Source organism: Nocardioides aequoreus, assembly GCF_000720335.1.
Classification (GTDB): domain Bacteria; phylum Actinomycetota; class Actinomycetes; order Propionibacteriales; family Nocardioidaceae; genus Marmoricola; species Marmoricola aequoreus.
Genome location: NZ_JOJN01000021.1, coordinates 1 through 19,951, shown reverse-complemented (window position 1 = coordinate 19,951; position 19,951 = coordinate 1). Strand labels below are relative to the sequence as shown.

Genomic DNA, 19,951 nt, shown 5'->3' with positions numbered 1-19,951 from the left:
GGGAAACCTAGGCAAGTATCAAGACATCGTGACCGATGCCAAGAGCGCGGGCGGGGTCGACAACCTGATCGCCGACATCGAAGGCAACGCCGTGGCTGACGCGGCGCCTCGGCTGCTCGCTATCGGCGCCGGGGTCGGCGCGCTCGTCGTACTGGCGGCCCGGTGGAGCGCACATCGCTACGGCGACTGGAAGGCGGGACGTGAAGCCCGCGCGGAAACGGCGAAGGCGGAGCTCAGGGCCGTAGTCGACACCGATGCCGACCAAGCAGCGACCTCCAATGACGAGGCTGGACGCGAGGGGGAAATCCAGTGAGCGCGCGGTTCCCCGACGTCGACTGGTTCTGCGATGACTGCGACGCCGACCTGGGCGAGCAGCCCGGGTTCGACGACAACAACGAGGTCTGGCAGTGCGCCGAGTGTGGCCACGACAACCCCATCTCCGAGGACGTGATTTTCGACCCCTGGGAGTTCTTAGCCAACTTCGATCCGAACAAGTTCGGGAGGTCCTGATGTTCATCAGACTCATTGGACGCCTTGTGACCCCGCTGGCGATCCTCGCCCTGGGGGTAGCTGTCCTCGTAGCAGCCAAGAGTCTCGGGATTCACATCCCCGACCCGCTTGGCCATGAGCGCGTCGACAACTCCCAGCCGCCGCTGCTGAAGTCGATCCAGGAGCTCAGCCGCTACCACGCCGCCCAGGGCAACTTCGAGGTTGTCGTCGACATCGAAGACGATGTGAAGCACGTGCCGGACTGGCTGTCGGGCCGCCGCGCAGTGTTCGTCGGCACGGGCAGCGTTGACGCCTACGTAGACCTCGCGAACCTCAGCAAGGGGGCTGTGCAAGTGAGTGCGGACAACACAGCGGTTCAGATCACCCTGCCCGCGCCGCAGCTCGATGCTGGTGACCTTGACCTCGACGCTGGTCACTTCGTGATTGACGACAGCGGGTGGCTCGACCGGCTCACGGATTATTGGTTTGGGGACGCCGACCAGGACTTCCAACTTGAGGTCATGCGCAGCGCTGAGCAGAAGATCAGCGACGCAGCCGAGAAGGCAGGGCTGAGGGAGCGTGCCGAGGAGAACACTCAATCGATGCTTTACGGGTTCCTCAAGGCGCTCGGCTACCAGACGGTCACCATTGCCTTCGCCAACACCGAGCCTGACACGTCCGCCGCGAGCGCGGCAGCGGAGGTGGGATGAAGCTCATGGCCCGGAACTATGGACTCATGCACTTCGCTTTCGACGCGGTCCTCGTCGTCGTGACCGGAGGACTCTGGCTCATCTGGATCTTCGTGCGTGAGATGCGGCGGAGCTGAGGATGGCATGGCAACACTCGATGCGAAAGGAGGTGTCATAGGCATGGTCAATCTCGATGAGGTCCCGCACGGTGAGTGCGTTGACTGCGGCGCGAAGACGTACCTGTGGTGCGACGAGGTCGCGACCTGGCACTGCACCAGCTGTGACGACCGCTGCGATTAGCAGTCGTGCCGTGCGGTCCCAGTCGCCGGCCTGAGCACCACGGAGGTCGCTGAAAGCGTCGCCGACAAGGTCGCCGCTGCCGCGATTCTTGCGCATAGGTGGGGACCTGAGGCATACCGGACGGATTCAACCCGGTACCGGAAAGTGTCCAGATTGGGCCCGCTGTAGTCCGCGCCAGACAGGTACCCTGAGACTGGAAGAGAGGGTTAATCCCTCACCACACCGAGCGAATCGGTAGCTTCCGGCTTGACGCAGCAGTAGTCGAAGTGCCTCCGATGGCGCCCAGAGGTCGCAGGTTCAAATCCTGCCCCCGCTACAAGAGCGAGAGGCCCTCACAGATCTTGTGAGGGCCTCTCGTCGTCTGCACACCCGCGTCCACGGCCGGCCGGTGCGGCGTGACCTCGTCGGCCACTAGCCTCTGAGCGAGCCAGCAGAGGAGTCCCGATGTCCGATCAAGTCCCGCCGTCCGGTACGTCGCAGGAGCAGCGCTCCCGGGGAGCCTTCACGAGTCGCAAGGTCTTCATCCTGGCGGCGATCGGGTCCGCGGTGGGGCTGGGCAACATCTGGCGCTTCCCGTACGTCGCGTACGAGAACGGCGGCGGAGCGTTCGTCATCCCCTACCTGGTCGCGCTGCTGGTCGCCGGGTTGCCGTTCCTCCTGCTCGACTACGGCATCGGCCACCGCTACCGCGGGTCCGCACCGCTGTCCTTCCGGCGACTCGGCGGGGCCACGGCGGAGACGCTGGGCTGGTGGCAGGTCGGGATCTGCGCGGTCATCGCGATCTACTACGCCGTGATCATCGCCTGGGCGGTGCGCTACACCTTCTTCTCGATCGACCAGTCCTGGGGCTCGGCGCCCGACGACTTCTTCTTCGGTGAGTTCCTGCAGACGGCTGACCCGGGCATCGGGCTCGACTTCGTCGGCGGCGTGCTGTGGCCGCTGCTGCTGGTGTGGGTGGCCGTGATCGCGATCATGGTCGCCGGCGTGCAGAAGGGGATCGGTGCCACGTCGGTGGTGTTCATCCCGCTGCTCGTCGTCGCCTTCCTCGCCCTGGTGGTCCAGTCGCTCTTCCTGCCGGGGGCCGCAGCCGGCCTCGACGCGCTCTTCACGCCCAGCTGGGGGGCGCTGACCGACGCCGGGGTCTGGGCCGCGGCGTTCGGCCAGATCTTCTTCTCGCTGTCGGTCGGCTTCGGCATCATGATCACCTACGCGTCGTACGTCGGCCGCAAGACCGACATGACGGGGTCCGGGATGGTGGTCGGCCTGGCCAACTCCTCCTTCGAGCTGCTCGCCGGCATCGGGGTCTTCGCCGCGCTGGGCTTCATGGCCCAGGCCAACGGCGTCGCCGTCGACGAGGTGGCGACCTCGGGGCTCGGCCTGGCCTTCATCGCCTTCCCGGCGATCATCTCCGAGGCCCCGGCCGGGGCCGTGATCGGCGTGCTCTTCTTCGGCTCCCTCGTGGTCGCCGGCATCACCTCGCTGGTGAGCGTGATCGAGGTCGTCATCTCCGCCGTGCGCGACAAGCTCGACCTCGGGCGCGCCACCGCGTCGCTCGTCGTGGGCGTGCCGGCGGCGGTCGTGAGCGTGCTGCTCTTCGCCACCACCACGGGCGTGCCGATCCTCGACACCGCCGACCACTTCATCAACCGCTTCGGCATCCTGCTCGTCGCCGTGGTCAGCATGCTCGCCGTCACCTGGGTCTACCGCGACCTCGACCACCTGCGCGACCACCTCAACCGCACGGGCTCGCTGCGGCTCGGCAGCTGGTGGCTCGTCCTGGTGGGCGTGGTCACCCCGGCCGCGCTCGTCTACGTGCTGATCGACGAGCTCCGAGCGGTGCTCGCCGAGCCGTACGGCGGCTACCCCACGTGGCTGATCAACTCGATCGGGTGGGGCTCGGCCGTCCTGGTGGTCGTGGTCGCGCTCGTGCTCGCCCGGCTCCCGTGGCGGCGTACCGTCGACCTCTCAGCACCCCCCGAGGAGGTCTCGCGATGAGCACGTCCGCGATCGTGATGATGGCCATCGCCATGCTGGTGCTGTGGGGCGGTCTCGCCCTGGCGATCCGCAACATCGCCCGCACCCCCCGCGAGGAGCCGACGGAGGTCCACCGTGACCTCTGAGCCGCGCGGTCCGTCGACCACCGCAGTCCCGGAGGAGCCCGGACGAGCGACCCGCGCCGTCCCCGCCTCGAGGAGCTCGACTGGCAGCAGACCCCGATGGGCGAGCTGATGCTGCGGCGGGGCATCGAGCTGGTCTCGGGGGACGACGTCGAGGGGTGAGGACCGCGCGCCTGCAGGGCCACCGTGTCGCCGACGACCGTCGGGCCCGACAGTCCAGGATCGCGCGGTCGGTGTAGGCGCACCGGCCCCGGCGCGAGCGAGGGACTCCGCTGGACCTCAGGACGAGGTCGGCCGGTGCCGCCGGGCGGCTCGACGTCGTACGGGTGCCGGAGGCCTTGATACGACGCCCCGGCAGTCAGGTTGGATCCTGGCTGCCGGGGCTTCGCTGTGCTCCCACCAGCCGCCGCGGCGTCCCGAGGCACGAACTTCCCGCGGGGTCTTGACGCGGCTGTGACGCCGACCACATGATGGGTGCATCCTCATTGGATACCTGAATATTTATCCACGGCGCCCCGAGCGCCACGTCCAGGAGATCGCCCATGACTCGCTCCCACGCCCTGCGCACCGCAGCCGCCGCGGCCACCCTGACCCTGGCTGCCGCCGGCCTCACCGCCTGCGGCTCCTCCGCGGACGGTGGGGGCGGTGACTCGGGCAAGAAGACCATCGGCGTCTCCGTGGCCGACCAGAAGTCGCTCTTCTACGTCGCCGAGGTCGCCGGCATCGAGGCCGAGGCCGAGAAGCAGGGCTACGACGTCAAGATCGTCTCGGCCAACAACGACTCCAACGCGCAGATCAAGCAGGTCAACGACCTGATCACCCAGCAGGTCGGCTCGCTGATCTTCACCTCGCAGGACTCCACCGCCGCCGCCGCCGGCGTGCGCGCCGCCAACCAGGCCGACATCCCCGTGATCGCGGTCGACCAGCGCCCCGAGGAGGGCGAGGGCGAGCTCGCGACCTACATCGCGACCGACAGCGTGAAGGCCGCCTACGAGCTGTGCACGTGGATGTTCGACCAGATCGGCGGGGAGGGCAAGCTCGCGATCCTGCACGGCGTGCTCGGCTCCACCGCGGAGATCCAGCGCACCGAGGGCTGCGAGAAGGCGCTCGACGAGAACCCCGACATCGAGGTCGTGGCCGAGGAGACCGCCAACTGGGACGAGACCGAGGCCTTCAAGGCGACGCAGAACATCCTGACCGCCAACCCCGACCTCGACGCGGTCTTCGGCGAGAGCGACGCGATGTCGATGGGGGCCTCCAAGGCGGCCCGCGAGGCCAACAAGGAGATCTTCTCGGTCGGCATCGACGGCTTCCCGACGATGTTCGACGCCGTCGAGAGCGGCCTGACGCAGGCCACGATGGCCCAGCAGCCCTTCAAGATGGGCCAGATCGCGGTGCAGAACGCCATCGCGCTGATGGAGGGCGAGGGTGACGACATCCCGGCCGAGCAGTACCAGGACACGGTGCTGATCAACAAGGAGACCGTCGCCGACAACAAGGTCGAGGACTTCTACGGGCCCGACGCGCAGTCCTTCAAGTAGCCGCGAACTCCCGGGCCGGCTCCTCCCCCCGAGGGGTCGGCCCGGGGCACCACCCCGATCGATCCCCGGAGGAGCCCGCATGAGCGCCGACACCACGGCCACCGGCCTGCAGTGCCGCCAGCTGGTCAAGAGCTACAGCGGCGTGACGGTCCTGAAGTCGGTCGACTTCGACGTCCCGGCCGCCTCAGTCGTCGGCCTCATCGGCGAGAACGGCGCCGGCAAGTCGACGCTGAGCTCCCTGATCACCGGGGTCAACCGGCCCGACTCGGGCTCGATGACGCTCGACGGCCAGCCCTACGCGCCCGGGTCGCCCAGCGACGCCCTGGACGCCGGGGTGGTGCTGATCCACCAGGAGATCCGGCTGCTGCCGGGCCTCACGGTGGCGGAGAACATCTTCCTCGGCCAGCTGCCCACGCGGGCCGGGCGGCTCGACCGGGCCCGGATGAACGCCGAGGCCCGCGAGCTGCTGGAGAGCCTGGGCGTCGACCTGGACCCGCGTCGCAAGGTGCAGGGCCTCTCGATGGCCAAGCAGCAGGAGATCGAGATCGCCAAGGCGCTCAGCAAGAAGCCGCGCTACGTCATCTTCGACGAGCCGTCGGCTTCGCTCGGCGAGGCCGAGACCGCCCAGGTGCTGGAGCGGATCCGGGCGCTGCGCGAGCGCGGCACCGGCGTCGTCTACATCTCCCACCGCCTCGACGAGGTGCTCGAGGTCTCCGACGAGATCGTGTGCCTGCGCGACGGCAGCCGCGTCGCGGCGTGGCAGGCCGGGGAGGTCCGCCGCGAGGCCCTCGTCAACGCGATGGTGGGCCGGGAGTTCACCTACGAGCACGTGGCGCCGAGCCCGAGCCGCGACGACGTCGTGCTCGAGGTGCGGGGCCTGGGTCGCACCGGGGTCTTCGCCGACATCGACCTCACCGTCGCGGCAGGCGAGGTGCTCGGCATCGCCGGGCTCGTCGGCGCCGGTCGCACCGAGGTGGTGCGTGCCATTGCCGGGGCCGACCGGGCCGACGCAGGCGAGGTGCTGGTCGAGGGCCGTCGCCTCAAGGGCAACGGGCCGGCCGAGGCGATCGCGCACGGCGTGGTGATGGTGCCCGAGGACCGCAAGGGTCAGGGCCTCCACCTCGACCGCTCGTCGGCGGAGAACCTCGCGCTGCCGTGGGAGAAGCGACTGGCGCGCCACGGCGTGATCACCCGACGCCGGCTGCGCCACCTCAGCATGCAGCAGCGCGAGCGCCTCGACATCCGGGGTGACATGTCCAAGCCGGTCAGGTCGCTGTCGGGCGGCAACCAGCAGAAGGTCCTCATCGGCAAGTGGCTGCTGAAGGACCCCAAGGTCCTCATCATCGACGAGCCGACCCGCGGGGTCGACGTCGGCGCCAAGATGGCGATCTACGAGGTCATCCGCTCGCTCGCCGAGCAGGGCATGGCCGTCATCGTCGTCTCCTCCGAGCTGGAGGAGGTGCTGGGGCTGGCCCACCGCGTGATGGTCATGGCAGGCGGCCGCCAGCAAGGAGTGCTGACGCGCGAGGAGGCCACCCCCGAGCGCGTCATCGAGCTGGCCGTGCCGGCCGGCCAGGCAGGAAGCAGGTAACGCGATGTCCGCGATCGAGTCCCAGGAGTCCCCAGGCATGTCAGCACCCACGGAGCAAGCACGCACGGGATCGGCCACGCCGGGCGGCGACGGTGACGACCGCCGGTCGGCCGGCGGCGTGCTCGCCACCGCCTTCCGCGCCATCCCCGGCCCCCTGCTGGGCCTGGTTGCCGTCATGGTGGTGCTGAGCTTCATGTCGCCGTACTTCCTGACCCAGCAGAACCTCACCAACATCCTGAGCCAGAACTCCGACATCGGCATCATGGCGGTGGGTGCCGCCCTGGTCATCCTCATCGGGGGCATCGACCTCTCGGTCGGCTCGACCCTGGCGCTCTCCCTGATGACCTCGGCCTGGCTCTACCGCGAGCACTCGGTGCCCTTCGCCTGGGCACTCGTCGCGGCACTCGTGGTCGGCCTGCTGGTGGGTCTGGTCAACGGCGTGCTGTCGACCTACGGAAAGATCCAGCCCTTCGTTGCCACGCTCGCCACGATGTCGGCGGCCGCGGGCCTCGCGCTCTACATCACCAACGGCAACCCCATCACCGGCTTCCCCGACTGGTACCTCGCGATCACCAGCAACGACTTCCTCGGCCTCCCGATCCAGGCGTGGATCATGATCGCCGTCTTCGTCGTGGCCGCCTTCTGGCTCAACTTCCGACCCAGCGGCCGCGCGCTGTACGCCGTGGGTGGCAACGCCGAGGTCGCGCGGCTGTCGGGGCTGAACGTGACCCGGATGAAGATCGGGGTCTACATGATCGCGGGCGCCCTGGCCGCGGTGGCGGGCATGATCGTCGGCTCACGGCTCGACTCCGCCCAGCCCACTGCCGGCACCGCCGACCTCCTCAACGTGATCGCGGTCGTCGTCATCGGCGGCGCGAGCCTGTCCGGTGGCTCCGGCAGCATGCTCAACACCTTCATCGGGCTGCTCATCATCGGTGTGCTCAACAACGGCATGTCGCTGCTCAACGTCTCGCCCAACCTGCAGCCGGTCGTCATCGGCGCCGCGATCATCGTGGCCGTCCTCACCGACCGCGGCGCCCGGGCTCGGATCTCCCAACACTGACCACCGCCGGTCCGTCCGTCCCTCCCGCGCCCGCACCAGGAGCCCCCATGTCACCCGCCGCCGCCCAGGACCTCGACCGGGTCCGGTCGATGCTCGCGGAGGCCGACCCCGACGGAGAGCTGGCGCCCTGCCTGCTCCGCGCGGTCGTCATCGGCCCGGCGACGCTCGAGCGCCTCGGCGACGTCGTGGAGGACCTGCTGCCACCGGACGCCGGACGCCGGCTGGTGCTGCTTGTCGACCCCGTGCGCCTCACCCGTGACGGGGAGGACGTCAAGGACCTGGCCGAGCGCGTGCTGGCGGAGCGCTTCGAGGTGACCCGGGTGGTGCTCGACGACGGCCACCCCGAGCTGCACGTCTCCGAGGACGTCGTGGCCACCGCGCGCCGGGCGGCGTACGGCGCCGACGTGGTGGTGGCGCTCGGGGGCGGCACCATCAGCGACATCGGCAAGACCGCCACGGTCGCGGAGGGCGACTGGTCGCCGGTGCTGGTCACCGTGCAGACCGCGGCCTCGGTCGACGGCTACACCGACGACGTCTCGGTGGTGCTGCGCGACGGCGTCAAGCGCACCGTCCCCTCGCGCTGGCCCGACGGGTTGCTCGCCGACGCGGGCACCGTGGCCGAGGCCCCCGCGCGGATGAACCGCGCCGGCTACGGCGAGATGACCTCGATGCTCACCGCGCCGGCCGACTGGCGGCTGGCGTCGCTGGTCGGCACCGAGCAGCGCTTCCACCCCGCGCCGATCCGGCTGCTGGAGACCGTGGGCGAGGGCTTCGCCGACTGGGCCGCCGGGGTACGCCGCGGCGACGCCGCCTCGGTCGAGCAGCTCACCCGGGCGCTGGCCGTGCGCGGCATCGTCACCGGCGTCGCCGGCACGACCGCGACCCTCTCCGGCATGGAGCACCTGGTCAGCCACATGTGCGACCTGCACCACGCCGAGCACGGGCTGCCGATGGGCCTGCACGGCGCGCAGGTCGGCGTCGCCGCGGTGGTCGCCGCCGCGACGTGGGAGCTGCTGCTCGACCGGTTGGCGGCCGCGCCGTCCGCGCCCCGCCTGCGCGCCGACCTGCTCGACGAGGACGCCGCCAGGGCGCGGGTCTTCGCGGCCTTCGGCGCCATGGGCGGCGGTCAGGTGGCGCAGGAGTGCTGGCGCGACTACGGCGCCAAGCTCGACGTCGTCCGCGAGCGCCGTGAGGAGGTCGACGCCCTCCTGGCGACCTGGTCCGACCACGAGCCCGAGCTGCGCGCGCTGGTCCGCCCGAGTGCCGAGATCGCCGCCAGCCTGCGCGACGCCGGCGCCGCCGCGACCTTCGCCGACCTCGATCCCGTGGTCGGTCCCGAGCTCGCGCGGTGGGCGGTCAGCCACTGCGCCCTGATGCGCAACCGCTTCACCGTCGTCGACCTGCTGACGCTGCTGGGGTGGTGGACCGACGCCGACGTGCAGGAGGTCCTCGAGCGCGTCGCCGCCGTGACCGACGACCAGCTGGTGGGAGGTGGGGGTCGATGACGCTCGACTACGTGATCGGCGTCGACTGCTCGACCACCGCGGCGAAGGCCGTCGTGTGGAGCAGCGACGGGCGGGCGCTGTCGGAGGCGCGCAGCACCTTCGAGACGCTCCAGCCCCGGCCGGGCTGGGGGGAGCAGAACGCCGAGGACTGGTGGAGCGCCACCTCGGCCGCCGTGCGGCGCGCCGTGCAGACCGTCGACACCTCGCGGATCGCGGCCATCTGCATCACCCACCAGCGCGAGTCGTTCGTCTGCCTCGACGCCGCGGGCAAGCCGCTGCGGCCTGCGATGCTGTGGCTCGACACCCGCGCCACGGCCGAGGTCGAGAAGCACGGCACCGAGGAGGTGCACCGGATCACCGGCAAGCCGCCGAACCCGACGCCCGCCTGGTACAAGCTGCTGTGGCTGGCCGAGCACGAGCCGGAGACTCTCGACCGCGTCGGCAAGGTGGTCGACGTCGCGGGCTTCCTGGTGCACCGGCTGACCGGTGAGTGGACGACGTCGTGGGCCAGCGCCGACCCGATGGGCCTGGTCGACATGGCCACCTTCGACTACAGCGACGACCTGCTCCGCGCCGTGGGGCTCGACCGGTCCCGGCTCAGCGAGCTGCGGGCGCCCGGCAGCGTGCTCGGCACCGCGCGCGACGACGTCTGCACCCAGCTGGGCCTGCCTCCCGGCCTGCTCGTGGTCGCGGGAGTGGGTGACGGCCAGTCGGCCCAGCTCGGCACCGGGGCGGTCACGCCCGGCCGCGCCTACCTCAACCTCGGCTCGGGGATCGTCTCGGGCACCTTCAGCGAGACCTACTCCTACGGCCGGGAGTACCGCACGCTCGCGGCCGCGGTCCCGGGCGCCTACACCCTGGAGACCTTCCTGGGCGGCGGCACCTTCAACCTCAACTGGTTCGTGGAGAAGTTCTCTGGCGTCGACACCCGCGCGCTCGGCCTCGACCTCACTCCCGAGCAGGTGCTCGAGACGGCGGCCGCACAGCTGCCCCCGGGGTCGGAGGGCCTGCTGGCCCTGCCCTACTGGGCGGGTGCGCTGACGCCGTACTGGGACCACCACGCCCGCGGCATCCTGCTCGGGCTCACCGGCGTGCACGGCAAGTCGCACGTCTACCGCGCGCTCCTGGAGGGGATCGCCTTCGAGCAGCGGATGCTCACCGACGGCGCGGAGCACGCGCTGGGCGAGCCGGTCACCGACGTCATCGTGCTGGGGGGCGGGTCGCGCAGCGCGGTGTGGTGCCAGATCATCGCCGACGTCATGCAGCGCCGGGTCACCGTCGTGCGCGAGCCGGAGAGCACCTGCCTCGGCAGCGGCATGCTGGCGGCCACCGCCGCCGGCGTCCACGAGAGCGTGTCGGCCGCTGCCGAGGCGATGAGCGGCACGGCCTGCGCCTACGAGCCCGACGACGGGCGGGTGCCGACCTACGACCGGCTCTACCAGGTCTACCGCGACGTCTACCCGGCCAACCGGGAGCTCTTCGCCCGGCTCGCGGCGGTGACCTCGTGAGCACCTGCACCGCCGCGCCGCCGCGGCTCTACGAGGGCTACCTGCTCGACCTCGACGGCACCGTCTACCTCGGCGACGAGCTGCTCCCCGGGGCCGGCGAGGTGATCACCCGGCTGCGGGAGGCGGGGCGCCAGACGCTCTTCCTCTCCAACAACCCGACCCGCGACCCTCGCATGTACGCCGAGAAGCTCACCCGCCTCGGCCTCCCCACCGCGCCGAGCCACGTGGTCAACCCCGTGGTGACGATGGTCGACTGGCTGCGCCGCGAGGCGCCCGGCGCCTCGGTCTTCGTGATCGGCGAGCCGCCGCTGCAGCGCGCGGTCGTCGAGGCCGGCATCCGCACCACCACGAAGGCCTCCGAGGTCGACGTCGTGGTGGCCAGCTACGACCGCGGCTTCGACTACGCCAAGCTGCAGGTCGCCTTCGACGCCATCTGGCAGCACGGGCGCGCCCGGCTGGTCACGACCAACCCCGACGCCTACTGCCCGATGCCGGGCGGTCGGGGGGAGCCGGACGCCGCCGCGATCGTCGCGGCGATCGAGGCCAGCACCGGGGCGACCTGCGAGGTCAACGTCGGCAAGCCGTCGCCGGTGATGCTGCACGCCGCGCTGCGGGTGCTCGGGCTGCCCGCCTCGGAGTGCCTGATGGTCGGCGACCGGCTCTACACCGACATCGCGATGGCGCTCGACGCCGGCGTCGACTCGGCGCTCGTGCTCACCGGCGAGACCAGCACCTCGATGCTGCAGGAGGTGGCCGCCGAGCGGCAGCCCACCCACGTCCTGCGCGGTCTCGGCGAGCTCTGGCCGGAGGTGCGCGGACACCGGGACGACTAGGTCGGCCGAGGGGTCACGCGGCTCTTGCCGGGTGTGCTCGCGGTCACGTAGCATGAACTTGCACACTCTGAATACGTATTCAAGTGAGGGAACGATGAGTCTGACGAACGAGGAGCTGCTGGAGATGCAGCGCCGCATGGTGCGCATCCGCCGCTTCGACGAGCGCGCCTCCAAGATGGTCAAGCGGGGGCAGATCCCCGGCACGGTGCACACGAGCATCGGGCAGGAGGCCCAGGTCGTCGGCGCGTGCATGGCGCTCGGCGACGACGACTACATGAGCGGCAACCACCGCAGCCACGGCCACCCGATCGGCAAGGGCTCGCCCCTCGGCCCGCTCATGGCCGAGCTGGTCGGCAAGTCCGGTGGCGTCTGCGGCGGCAAGGGCGGCTCGCTGCACCTCGCCGACTTCGCGGTGGGCAGCCTCGGCGAGTCCGGCATCGTCGGGTCCTCGATCCCGATCGCCACCGGCGCCGCGCTCTCGAGCAAGGTGCTGGGCAACGGCAAGGTCTCGCTCGCCTTCTTCGGCGACGGCGCGGCCAACCAGGGCTGCCTCTACGAGGCGATGAACCTCGCGGGCGTCTGGCAGCTGCCGGTGGTCTTCCTGTGCGAGAACAACCAGTACGCGCTGTCGACGCCCGCGCACACGGTCACCTCCGGCGTCATCGCCGACCGTGCGGCCGGCTTCGGGATGCCCGGGGTCCGTGTCGAGGACGGCCAGGACGCGATGGCGGTCTACGACGCCGTCTCGACCGCGGTGGAGCGGGCTCGCGCCGGGGACGGCCCGACCCTGGTCGAGGTGGTCACCTACCGCTACAACGAGCACTCCGAGGGCCTGCGCCTGGGCACCGACTACCGCAACGCCGACGAGCGCACCCAGTGGCTCGAGCGTGACCCGATCGTGCTCTTCCGGCGGCACCTCGTCGAGACCGGCGTGGCCACCGACGAGGAGATGGACGCGCTGGAGGCCGAGGTCCTCGACGAGGTCGAGCAGGCCTTCCAGTTCTCCCAGGACAGCCCCTTCCCCGACCCCGAGGTCGCCTTCCGCGACCTCTACACCGAGCCGATCGGAGTCACGTCGTGACCGTGATGAGCTACCTCGGCGCCATCGGCGCCGCCCAGCGCGAGGCGATGGAGGCCGACGAGCGCGTCGTCATCATCGGCGAGGACGTGGAGGCCAACGTCTACGGCACCACGGGCGGCTCGGGGAAGTCGCGCGCCGACAAGGGCGACTTCCTGCAGATGTTCGGCAGCAACCGGATCCGCAACACCCCGATCTCCGAGGAGGTCATCGTCGGGGCCGCGATCGGCGCGGCGATGACGGGGCTGCGGCCGATCGTCGACCTGTCGTACTCGAGCTTCCTCTACATGGCGATGGACCAGTTCGTGAACCAGGCGGCCAAGAACCGCTACATGTTCGGGGGCCAGGCGTCGCTGCCGGTCGTCTTCCGCTCGGCGATGTTCTACGGCCTCAACACCGGTGCGCACCACTCCGACCGCCCCTACCCGATGTTCATGAACGTGCCGGGCCTGAAGATCGTGGTGCCCTCGAGCCCGTACGACGCCAAGGGCCTGCTGCGCACGGCGGTCGACACCGACGACCCGGTGCTGACCTTCGAGGCCTGCACGCTGTGGGGGAGCAAGGGCGAGGTGCCCGAGGAGGAGTACTCGATCCCCTTCGGCCAGGCGCGCACCGTGCGCGAGGGCACCGACGTCACCGTCGTGGCGATCTCCAGCGCGGTGCCCGAGGCGGTCGCCGCCGCCGAGCAGCTGGCCGAGGAGGGCATCTCGGTCGAGGTGATCGACCCCCGCACGCTGGTGCCGCTCGACACCGCCGCGATCGTGGAGTCCGTCTCCCGCACCGGCCGCCTCGTGGTCGCCGACCCGGCCCACCGCACCTGCTCGGCCGCCGCCGAGATCTCGGCCATCGTCGCGGAGGAGGCCTTCGGGTCCCTGCTCGCGCCGATCGTGCGCGTCACCACCCCCGACACGCAGATCCCCTTCAGCCCCGCGCTGGAGAAGCAGCTCTACCCCAACCGCAGCTACATCGGCGACGCCGTACGCCGCGTCACCGGCGAGCGGGTCTCGGTGCCGCCCACCCCCGAGGGCGTCGACGACGCGCTCTCGACCCAGGCGCCCCGCTGACCGCGGCACACCCCCAGACCGACACACGAAGGAGAGACGAACGATGGCCAAGATCGAGGTCCTGCTGCCCCAGTGGGGCATGGGCATGAGCGAGGGCACCATCACCAGCTGGCTCAAGGGCGTCGGCGACACCGTCGCCGAGGACGACCCCATCGCCGAGGTCGAGGCCGAGAAGGTCGAGGAGACCCTCGAGGCCCCCGCCGACGGCACCATCGTCGAGATCGTCGTGCCCGAGGGCGAGACCGTCGAGGTCCGCACCGTCGTGGCCTACATCGAGACCACCGACTGATCCCCCTCTCGCAGCACCTCTCGCAGCAAGGAGCACCACCATGGGCAAGGTCGACCCTCGCCACCTGATCGAGGCCGCCAGCAACGGCGGCTACGCCGTCGGGGCCTTCAACATGCACAACCCCGAGACCACCGAGGCGCTCGTCCTGGCCGCGGAGAAGGCGCACGCGCCGGTCTTCCTCCAGGTCGGTCGTGCGATCGTCCCGCACCTCGGCCTGCGCAAGGCCTACGAGATGACCAAGCGCATCGCCGAGGAGTCGGAGGCGGACTACGTGATCCACCTCGACCACGGTCCGTGGGAGGAGGTCTTCGAGGCGATCCAGCTGGGCTTCGACTCGATCATGTACGACGGCGCCCACCTGCCCTTCGAGGACAACATCGCCAGCACCCGCAAGGTCGTGGAGGTCGCCCACGCCTTCGGCATCCCGGTCGAGGCCGAGCTCGGCAAGATCCCGGACGCCGACGAGGAGGTCGACTGGGCGTCGTACTACACCGACGTCGCGCAGGCCGAGCGCTTCGTGGCCGAGACCGGCGTCGACTTCCTGGCCATCTCGGTCGGGATCGTGCACGGCGTGCCGCTGGCGTCGCCGCAGCCGCTCGACATCCAGCGCATCGAGGAGATCAAGGCCGTCACCGGCATCCCGCTGGTGCTCCACGGCGCCTCCGGCGTGCCCGAGGACGAGGTGCGCGCGGCGACCGCCGCCGGCGTGCACAAGTTCAACGCCGACACCGACCTGCGCCACGCCTTCCGGTCCGGCATCGAGGCGGTGTGGTCCAACGGCGACCGCCAGCTCGAGGAGGCGATGGCCGAGGGTCGCGAGCGCATGGTCCGGGCGACGGTCGAGAAGATGGAGCTCTACGGCTGCGCCGGTCGTACGGCGCAGCTGGGCGTGGGCGCGTGACCGTCGTCCCGCTCAAGGGCATCCGCCGCACGGCGGCGCGCCGCATGGTCACTGCCTGGGAGGCGCCCGTCTTCCACCTCGGCGTCGAGGTCGACATGACCCGGGCGCTGGAGGTCAAGGAGCACCAGCCGGGCGCGACCGTGACCGACGTGCTCCTGGTGGCCTGCGCCGAGTCGCTGCGGGAGCACCCGGGCGTCAACGCGCACTACGGCGAGGAGTCCGTGACGCTGCTCGACGAGATCAACCTCGGCCTCGCGGTGGCCACCGACGCCGGCCTGATGGTGCCGGTCGTGCACGGCGCCGACGCGCTCGGCCTCGCGGGCGTGGCCGAGCGGCGCCGCGACGTCGCCACCCGGGCGCGCGAGGGCGCGCTGGGCATGGCCGACGTGACCGGGGGCAGCTTCACCGTCTCCAACCTCGGCATGATGGGCATCGACCGCTTCGACGCGATCCTCAACGTGCCCCAGGTCGCCATCCTCGCCGTGGGCAGCACGCGGCAGCGGCAGGTGTGGAACGATGGCGACCCGCAGTGGCGGCCGATCGCCGAGCTCACGCTGACCTGCGACCACCGCGCCCTCGACGGCGCGACCGGCGCGGCGTTCCTGGCCTCGGTGCGACAGCGCGTCGAGAGCCCCTGGTAGCCAGGGGGGTCGACCCCTCAGGCGAGCAGGTACTCGGCCGTGGCGGCGTCGGTCACCAGCGTGTCGACCCAGCCGCCCTTGACCGCCGCCCGCACCGCCTCGCGCTTGCGGACGCCGCCGGCGACGGCCCACCGGCGTCCGGCGGCGCGCAGCTGGTCGCGGGTGACGCCGATGACGAGGTCGTCGAGCTCGCCCTCGATGGGCTCGCCGTCGGCGTCGATGAAGTGCAGGCACACCTCGCCGACCGCCCCGCGCTCGCGCATCTGGGCGAACTGCTCGTGGGTGAAGAAGTTGTCGCCAGAGCGCAGCGTCGGGTCGACCTCGCAGGCGCCGATGCCGACGAGCGCGAGGTCGATGCCGTCGAGCAGGGCGAGCGCCTCGCGGGCGTAGACGTCGCGGCTGACCAGCAGGTCACGGATCTCGACGCTGGGCACGACGCCGGGCAGGCGCAGGAAGACCGCCTCCGCGCCCGCCAGCGTGGCGAGCCGCTGGGTGGAGCGGGCGGCGTCGTGCTGGAGCAGCGGCGGACCGAGGTCGCCGAGCAGCTCGACCACCTGCTGGGTGCGGGTGCGCAGCGGCTGCATCTGGTCGACCATCGTGCGCAGCGTGCGGCTCCACGAGGTGAAGCCGACGGTGGCGGCCTCGAAGGTCACCTCGGCCAGCAGCATCGCCATGGCGTGTGCCAGGTCGTGACCGAGCTCGGACTCGTCGTCGCTCACGACGTCGACCACGTGCACCTCGCTGACGGGGTACGCCGCCTCCACGGCCTCCTCGAGCTCGGCGTGGATGTGGGCCGGCACCGCGACCACGGTGCGGACCAGGCCGACCTCCTCGGCCTGCGTGAGCAGCCGCGAGACCCTCGACTGCGAGATGTGCAGCCGCTTGGCGATGTCGGTCTGCCGCATGTCGTGGGTGTGGTAGAGCCGCGCGACCTTGATCATCAGCCGCGTCTGTTCCTGGTCCGGCACGGGGCTCCTCGGGTGGGGCGGGCGGTTGACAGCGTTGGTGTGACGGCGGACACTCTACATTGTGATGCGCGTTACGAATAGATATGCGCGCCAAGCCGACGGGAGCCGCGGGTGACGGAGTCGAGGGTGCCTCATGACCTCATCGTGGTCGGAGCCGGCATCAACGGTCTAGGGGTCGCGCGCGACGCGGCGTCCCGGGGGCTGCGGGTGCTGCTGCTCGAGCAGGACGACGTGTGCAGCGGGGTGTCCGCCTGGTCGGGCCGCCTCGTGCACGGGGGACTGCGCTACCTCGAGCACCGCGACTTCGCACTGGTGCGCGAGTCGCTGCGCGAGCGCGAGCGGCTCTTCCGCCTGGCGCCCCACCTGGTCCGGCCGAAGCGGCTGATCATGCCCTTCTACGCGCACAACCGGCGCCCGGCGTGGCTGATCCGGCTCGGCATGGTGGCCTACGACGCGCTCTCCTTCGACAAGCGCACCGGGCGCCACGAGGTGCTGCGGCGCGACGCGCTGCTGCGCCGCTTCCGCGGCATCGACCAGCACGGTCTCGGCGGCGGCGTGGTCTTCACCGACGGGCAGGTCGAGTACGCCGAGCGCCTGTGCGTCGAGGTGGCGCTCGAGGCCGTGGGCGCCGGCGCGGAGATCCGCACCAAGGCGCGGGTCGAGGAGCCGCTGCTCGAGGGCTCGCGCGTGGTGGGGGTCCGCTACCGCGACACCACGACCGGCACGATGCACGAGGCCCACGCTTGCGTCGTCCTCAACGTCGCGGGTCCGTGGATCGACCGGATCTTCCGGCGCGGCGCCCCCGAGCAGCCCCGCCTCAACGGCGGCACCAAGGGCAGCCACCTCGTCGTCGACCCCTTCCCGGGCGCCCCCGACGACGTCGTCTACTACGAGTCCAAGACCGATGGTCGCCTCGTCCTGGTGATCCCGTGGATGGGGCGCTACCTGATCGGCACCACCGACCTCCGCTTCGACGAGGACCCCGGCGAGGCGCGCTGCGACGCCGAGGAGATGCGCTACCTGCTCGACGAGGTCAACGCGCTGGTGCCGGGCGCCGACCTGACCCCGGAGAAGGTGCTCTTCACCTACTCCGGCGTGCGGCCGCTGCCCTACGCGCCCGACGTCGACGAGTGGGAGGTGCCGCGCAGCCACGTGCTCCACGACCACGCCCCCGACCTCGAGGGCCTGGTCACGGTGGTGGGCGGCAAGCTCACCACCTACCGCCAGCTCGCCGAGGACGCCGTCGACGACGTCTTCCGCCGGCTCGGGCGCAAGGCCCCGCGTTGCGTCACCGCCCACCTGCCCCTGCCCGGTGTCGTCGGCGACCTCGAGGTGGCGCGCCGGTTCCTCCTCGAGCGGGGTCTCTCCACACGCAGCGCCGACCGGCTGCTGGCCCTCTACGGCGGTCGCGCGGTCGACGTGGTCGCCTCCGCGGGCGATGACGCCGACGCGCTGCGCGTGGTGCACGAGTCGACCGGTGCCCTGGCCGTCGAGCTGACCTTCACGATGCGGCGCGAGCTCGCGCGCACCCTGACCGACGTGCTCGCGCGGCGGGTGCTGCTCGCCTTCGAGCCCGGCCACGGGCTGGAGTCGCTCGACGACATCGTCTCGGTGCTGGCCCGCAGCGAGGGCTGGGACGACGCCCGCGTCGAGCGCGAGGTCGCGGAGTACCGCACCTGGCTCGAGCGCCTCGCCGTGCCGGGTCGGCAGCCGGCGGTGCAGGACCAGCCGGTGGAGGCCGGGCCGTGAGTCGTCGGGTGGCCGTGGCGCTCGACCTCGGGTCGACGAGCGCGCGGGTGGTCCTCGTCGGCGACGACGGCGAGGTCGTCGCCGAGGCGCGCCGCCCGACCGAGCCCCTCCACCCCCAGCGCGGCTGGGTCGAGCTCGACCCATGGCACCTGTGGCGCGGCCTGCGCGACTCGCTGGAGGAGGCGCTGCGCACGGCGGGCCTCACCACCGACGAAGTCGCGGGCGCCGGCGTCACCACCTCCCGCGAGACCTGCCTGCTGTGGGACCGCCGCACCGGCGAGCCCGTGCACCACGCCCTGATGTGGATGTCGAAGCAGACCGACGACATCGTGCGGCGCTGGCGCGACGAGGGCCTCGACCCCGTCTTCCGCGAGCGCACCGGCCTCTTCAACGACTCGTTCTTCAGCGCCGCGAAGGCGGCGTGGATCCTCGAGCACGTCCCTGGCGTCCGCGAGCGTGCCGAGCGCGGCGAGCTCGCCTTCGGCACGCTCGACACCTGGCTGGTGTGGAACCTCACCGGAGGTCGCACGCACGCCACCGACCCGAGCGAGGCCTCGCGCACCGCGCTCTTCTCGCTCGCCGACCTCACCTGGGACGCCACGCTCTGCGAGGCGACCGGCGTCCCCCTGTCGCTGCTGCCGCAGGTGCTGCCCTCCGACGGCGACTTCGGCGAGGTGCGGCCCGCCGAGGTCGGCCTGCCCGGCACCGCGGCGTTCCCGCTCGCAGCCGTGATGGGCGACCAGATGTCGGGCATGTTCGGCCAGGGCTGCCTGGAGCCCGGCACCGTCAAGAACACCTTCGGCACCGCGGGGGTGCTGACGGCCAACTCCGGTGCCGCGCCCGCCGTGCTCGACGGTCTCACCGCCAGCGTGGGCTGGACGCTCGCGGGGCGCACCGACTACGAGGCCGAGGGCGTCGTCTTCCACAGCGGCCAGACGCTGCAGTGGCTGCGCGAGAAGCTCGGCGTGCTGGCCGACGGCGAGCGCAGCGAGCAGGTCGCCGCCTCGGTGCCCGACAACGGCGGCGTCTACCTGGTGCCGGCCTTCGCGGGCATCTGCGCCCCGCACTGGGCGCGCGACGCGGCGGCGAGCATCGTGGGGCTGACGCTGGAGAGCAGCCGGGCCCACGTCGTGCGCGCCGGGCTGGAGGCGATGGCCTACCAGACCCGCGACAACGTCGAGGCCTTCCGTGCCGGCGGCTACGACGTGCCCGAGCTGCGCGTCGACGGCGGCGCCACGACCAACGAGCTGCTCTGCCAGTTCCAGGCCGACATCCTCGGCGTCCCGGTGCTGCGGCCGCGCCAGCTCGAGCAGACCGCGCTCGGCGTCGCCCACGTCGCCGGGGTCGCGGGCGGCCTGTGGCGGCTGGAGGACCTGGCCGCGCGCTGGGAGGCCGAGCGGGTCTTCGAGCCCACCATGTCGGAGGACCAGCGCGAGAGCCTGTACGCCGGCTGGCAGCAGGCCGTGCGCACCGTCACGGGAGCCGACCGGTGAGCGTCGAGCCCGCGGGTCGCAGGCTGCTGCGGTTGGAGGCCCGCAACGCCGAGACCCCGATCGAGCGCAAGCCGGAGTGGATCAAGACCCGCGCGCGGATGGGTCCGCAGTACACCGAGCTGCAGCAGCTGG

At 71.3% G+C, this 19,951-nt stretch carries 19 protein-coding genes and 1 pseudogene; 19 read left to right on the top strand and 1 reads right to left on the bottom strand.

Features of this window, described 5'->3' with window-relative positions; translation table 11 throughout:
- The first annotated feature begins 28 nt into the window (after positions 1 to 28).
- The 16 genes from IG63_RS0119855 (at position 29) to IG63_RS0119765 (ending at position 15,609) form a co-directional block, all read left to right on the top strand.
- Positions 29 to 313 (top strand): hypothetical protein, encoded by a 285-nt coding sequence (locus IG63_RS0119855; protein ID WP_157210315.1) that lies wholly within the window; start codon positions 29 to 31, stop codon positions 311 to 313.
- The gene (locus IG63_RS21130) at positions 310 to 510 is read left to right on the top strand and encodes a hypothetical protein (protein WP_036196321.1); all 201 of its coding nucleotides are present in this window, start codon (positions 310 to 312) and stop codon (positions 508 to 510) included. Before IG63_RS0119855 ends, IG63_RS21130 begins: the two co-directional genes overlap by 4 nt.
- A complete protein-coding gene (locus IG63_RS0119845; protein ID WP_051707322.1) occupies positions 510 to 1,199 on the top strand; it encodes a DUF4230 domain-containing protein in 690 nt (229 codons plus the stop codon). Before IG63_RS21130 ends, IG63_RS0119845 begins: the two co-directional genes overlap by 1 nt.
- A gap of 723 nt (positions 1,200 to 1,922) precedes the next feature.
- Positions 1,923 to 3,473 carry a sodium-dependent transporter gene (locus IG63_RS0119830; protein WP_036196319.1) on the top strand — a complete coding sequence of 517 codons (1,551 nt, stop codon included), beginning with the start codon at positions 1,923 to 1,925 and terminating at the stop codon, positions 3,471 to 3,473.
- Positions 3,470 to 3,598 carry a methionine/alanine import family NSS transporter small subunit gene (locus IG63_RS22415; protein ID WP_084597367.1) on the top strand — a complete coding sequence of 43 codons (129 nt, stop codon included), beginning with the start codon at positions 3,470 to 3,472 and terminating at the stop codon, positions 3,596 to 3,598. Before IG63_RS0119830 ends, IG63_RS22415 begins: the two co-directional genes overlap by 4 nt.
- A 539-nt stretch (positions 3,599 to 4,137) precedes the next feature.
- A complete protein-coding gene (locus IG63_RS0119815; protein ID WP_051707320.1) occupies positions 4,138 to 5,136 on the top strand; it encodes a substrate-binding domain-containing protein in 999 nt (332 codons plus the stop codon).
- Between the two features lie 79 nt (positions 5,137 to 5,215).
- The gene (locus IG63_RS0119810; protein ID WP_030486069.1) at positions 5,216 to 6,727 is read left to right on the top strand and encodes a sugar ABC transporter ATP-binding protein; all 1,512 of its coding nucleotides are present in this window, start codon (positions 5,216 to 5,218) and stop codon (positions 6,725 to 6,727) included.
- A gap of 37 nt (positions 6,728 to 6,764) precedes the next feature.
- Positions 6,765 to 7,790 carry an ABC transporter permease gene (locus IG63_RS0119805; protein ID WP_084597366.1) on the top strand — a complete coding sequence of 342 codons (1,026 nt, stop codon included), beginning with the start codon at positions 6,765 to 6,767 and terminating at the stop codon, positions 7,788 to 7,790.
- A 47-nt stretch (positions 7,791 to 7,837) separates the two neighbouring features.
- A complete protein-coding gene (locus IG63_RS0119800) occupies positions 7,838 to 9,295 on the top strand; it encodes an iron-containing alcohol dehydrogenase (protein WP_030486067.1) in 1,458 nt (485 codons plus the stop codon).
- On the top strand, positions 9,292 to 10,803 hold the full coding sequence (locus IG63_RS0119795) for a xylulokinase (protein WP_030486066.1): 1,512 nt from the start codon (positions 9,292 to 9,294) through the stop codon (positions 10,801 to 10,803). The genes IG63_RS0119800 and IG63_RS0119795 overlap by 4 nt, the downstream gene beginning before the upstream one ends.
- The gene (locus IG63_RS0119790; RefSeq protein WP_036196318.1) at positions 10,800 to 11,636 is read left to right on the top strand and encodes an HAD-IIA family hydrolase; all 837 of its coding nucleotides are present in this window, start codon (positions 10,800 to 10,802) and stop codon (positions 11,634 to 11,636) included. The genes IG63_RS0119795 and IG63_RS0119790 overlap by 4 nt, the downstream gene beginning before the upstream one ends.
- Before the next feature lie 94 nt (positions 11,637 to 11,730).
- A complete protein-coding gene (locus IG63_RS0119785) occupies positions 11,731 to 12,717 on the top strand; it encodes a thiamine pyrophosphate-dependent dehydrogenase E1 component subunit alpha (protein ID WP_169741840.1) in 987 nt (328 codons plus the stop codon).
- A 5-nt stretch (positions 12,718 to 12,722) separates the two neighbouring features.
- Positions 12,723 to 13,778, top strand: a complete 1,056-nt coding sequence (locus IG63_RS0119780) for an alpha-ketoacid dehydrogenase subunit beta (RefSeq protein ID WP_051707326.1) — start codon at positions 12,723 to 12,725, stop codon at positions 13,776 to 13,778.
- Between the two features lie 43 nt (positions 13,779 to 13,821).
- Entirely contained in the window at positions 13,822 to 14,067 is a 246-nt protein-coding gene (locus IG63_RS0119775; RefSeq protein ID WP_030486062.1) for a biotin/lipoyl-containing protein, read from the top strand.
- A 40-nt stretch (positions 14,068 to 14,107) separates the two neighbouring features.
- A complete protein-coding gene (locus IG63_RS0119770; RefSeq protein WP_030486061.1) occupies positions 14,108 to 14,968 on the top strand; it encodes a class II fructose-bisphosphate aldolase in 861 nt (286 codons plus the stop codon).
- Positions 14,965 to 15,609, top strand: a complete 645-nt coding sequence (locus tag IG63_RS0119765; RefSeq protein ID WP_030486060.1) for a 2-oxo acid dehydrogenase subunit E2 — start codon at positions 14,965 to 14,967, stop codon at positions 15,607 to 15,609. The genes IG63_RS0119770 and IG63_RS0119765 overlap by 4 nt, the downstream gene beginning before the upstream one ends.
- A gap of 17 nt (positions 15,610 to 15,626) precedes the next feature.
- Here the strand turns inward: IG63_RS0119765 and IG63_RS0119760 are convergent, their stop codons facing one another.
- On the bottom strand, positions 15,627 to 16,577 hold the full coding sequence (locus IG63_RS0119760) for a sugar-binding transcriptional regulator (protein ID WP_036196316.1): 951 nt from the start codon (positions 16,575 to 16,577) through the stop codon (positions 15,627 to 15,629).
- Positions 16,578 to 16,703: 126 nt separating this feature from the next.
- Here IG63_RS0119760 and IG63_RS0119755 point away from each other — a divergent pair, with 126 nt between their 5' ends.
- The 3 genes and pseudogenes from IG63_RS0119755 to IG63_RS23745 form a co-directional block, all read left to right on the top strand.
- Entirely contained in the window at positions 16,704 to 18,326 is a 1,623-nt protein-coding gene (locus IG63_RS0119755) for a glycerol-3-phosphate dehydrogenase/oxidase (protein WP_211249412.1), read from the top strand.
- Complete coding sequence (locus IG63_RS0119750) at positions 18,323 to 19,819, top strand: FGGY family carbohydrate kinase (RefSeq protein ID WP_030486057.1); 1,497 nt, start codon at positions 18,323 to 18,325, stop codon at positions 19,817 to 19,819. The genes IG63_RS0119755 and IG63_RS0119750 overlap by 4 nt, the downstream gene beginning before the upstream one ends.
- A 23-nt stretch (positions 19,820 to 19,842) precedes the next feature.
- Positions 19,843 to 19,951: pseudogene (locus IG63_RS23745) on the top strand (lipoyl synthase); the annotation flags it as partial.

Excerpts from the sequence above, each read along its gene's own strand:
- IG63_RS0119800 (WP_030486067.1), top strand. The coding sequence starts at position 7,838 with ATGTCACCCGCCGCCGCCCAGGACCTCGACCGGGTCCGGTCGATGCTC.
- IG63_RS0119845 (WP_051707322.1), top strand. The coding sequence starts at position 510 with ATGTTCATCAGACTCATTGGACGCCTTGTGACCCCGCTGGCGATCCTC.
- IG63_RS0119805 (WP_084597366.1), top strand. The coding sequence starts at position 6,765 with ATGTCAGCACCCACGGAGCAAGCACGCACGGGATCGGCCACGCCGGGC.
- IG63_RS0119780 (WP_051707326.1), top strand. The coding sequence starts at position 12,723 with ATGAGCTACCTCGGCGCCATCGGCGCCGCCCAGCGCGAGGCGATGGAG.
- IG63_RS0119775 (WP_030486062.1), top strand. The coding sequence starts at position 13,822 with ATGGCCAAGATCGAGGTCCTGCTGCCCCAGTGGGGCATGGGCATGAGC.
- IG63_RS0119830 (WP_036196319.1), top strand. The coding sequence starts at position 1,923 with ATGTCCGATCAAGTCCCGCCGTCCGGTACGTCGCAGGAGCAGCGCTCC.
- IG63_RS0119785 (WP_169741840.1), top strand. The coding sequence starts at position 11,731 with ATGAGTCTGACGAACGAGGAGCTGCTGGAGATGCAGCGCCGCATGGTG.
- IG63_RS0119770 (WP_030486061.1), top strand. The coding sequence starts at position 14,108 with ATGGGCAAGGTCGACCCTCGCCACCTGATCGAGGCCGCCAGCAACGGC.
- IG63_RS0119795 (WP_030486066.1), top strand. The coding sequence starts at position 9,292 with ATGACGCTCGACTACGTGATCGGCGTCGACTGCTCGACCACCGCGGCG.
- IG63_RS22415 (WP_084597367.1), top strand. The coding sequence starts at position 3,470 with ATGAGCACGTCCGCGATCGTGATGATGGCCATCGCCATGCTGGTGCTG.
- IG63_RS0119815 (WP_051707320.1), top strand. The coding sequence starts at position 4,138 with ATGACTCGCTCCCACGCCCTGCGCACCGCAGCCGCCGCGGCCACCCTG.
- IG63_RS0119810 (WP_030486069.1), top strand. The coding sequence starts at position 5,216 with ATGAGCGCCGACACCACGGCCACCGGCCTGCAGTGCCGCCAGCTGGTC.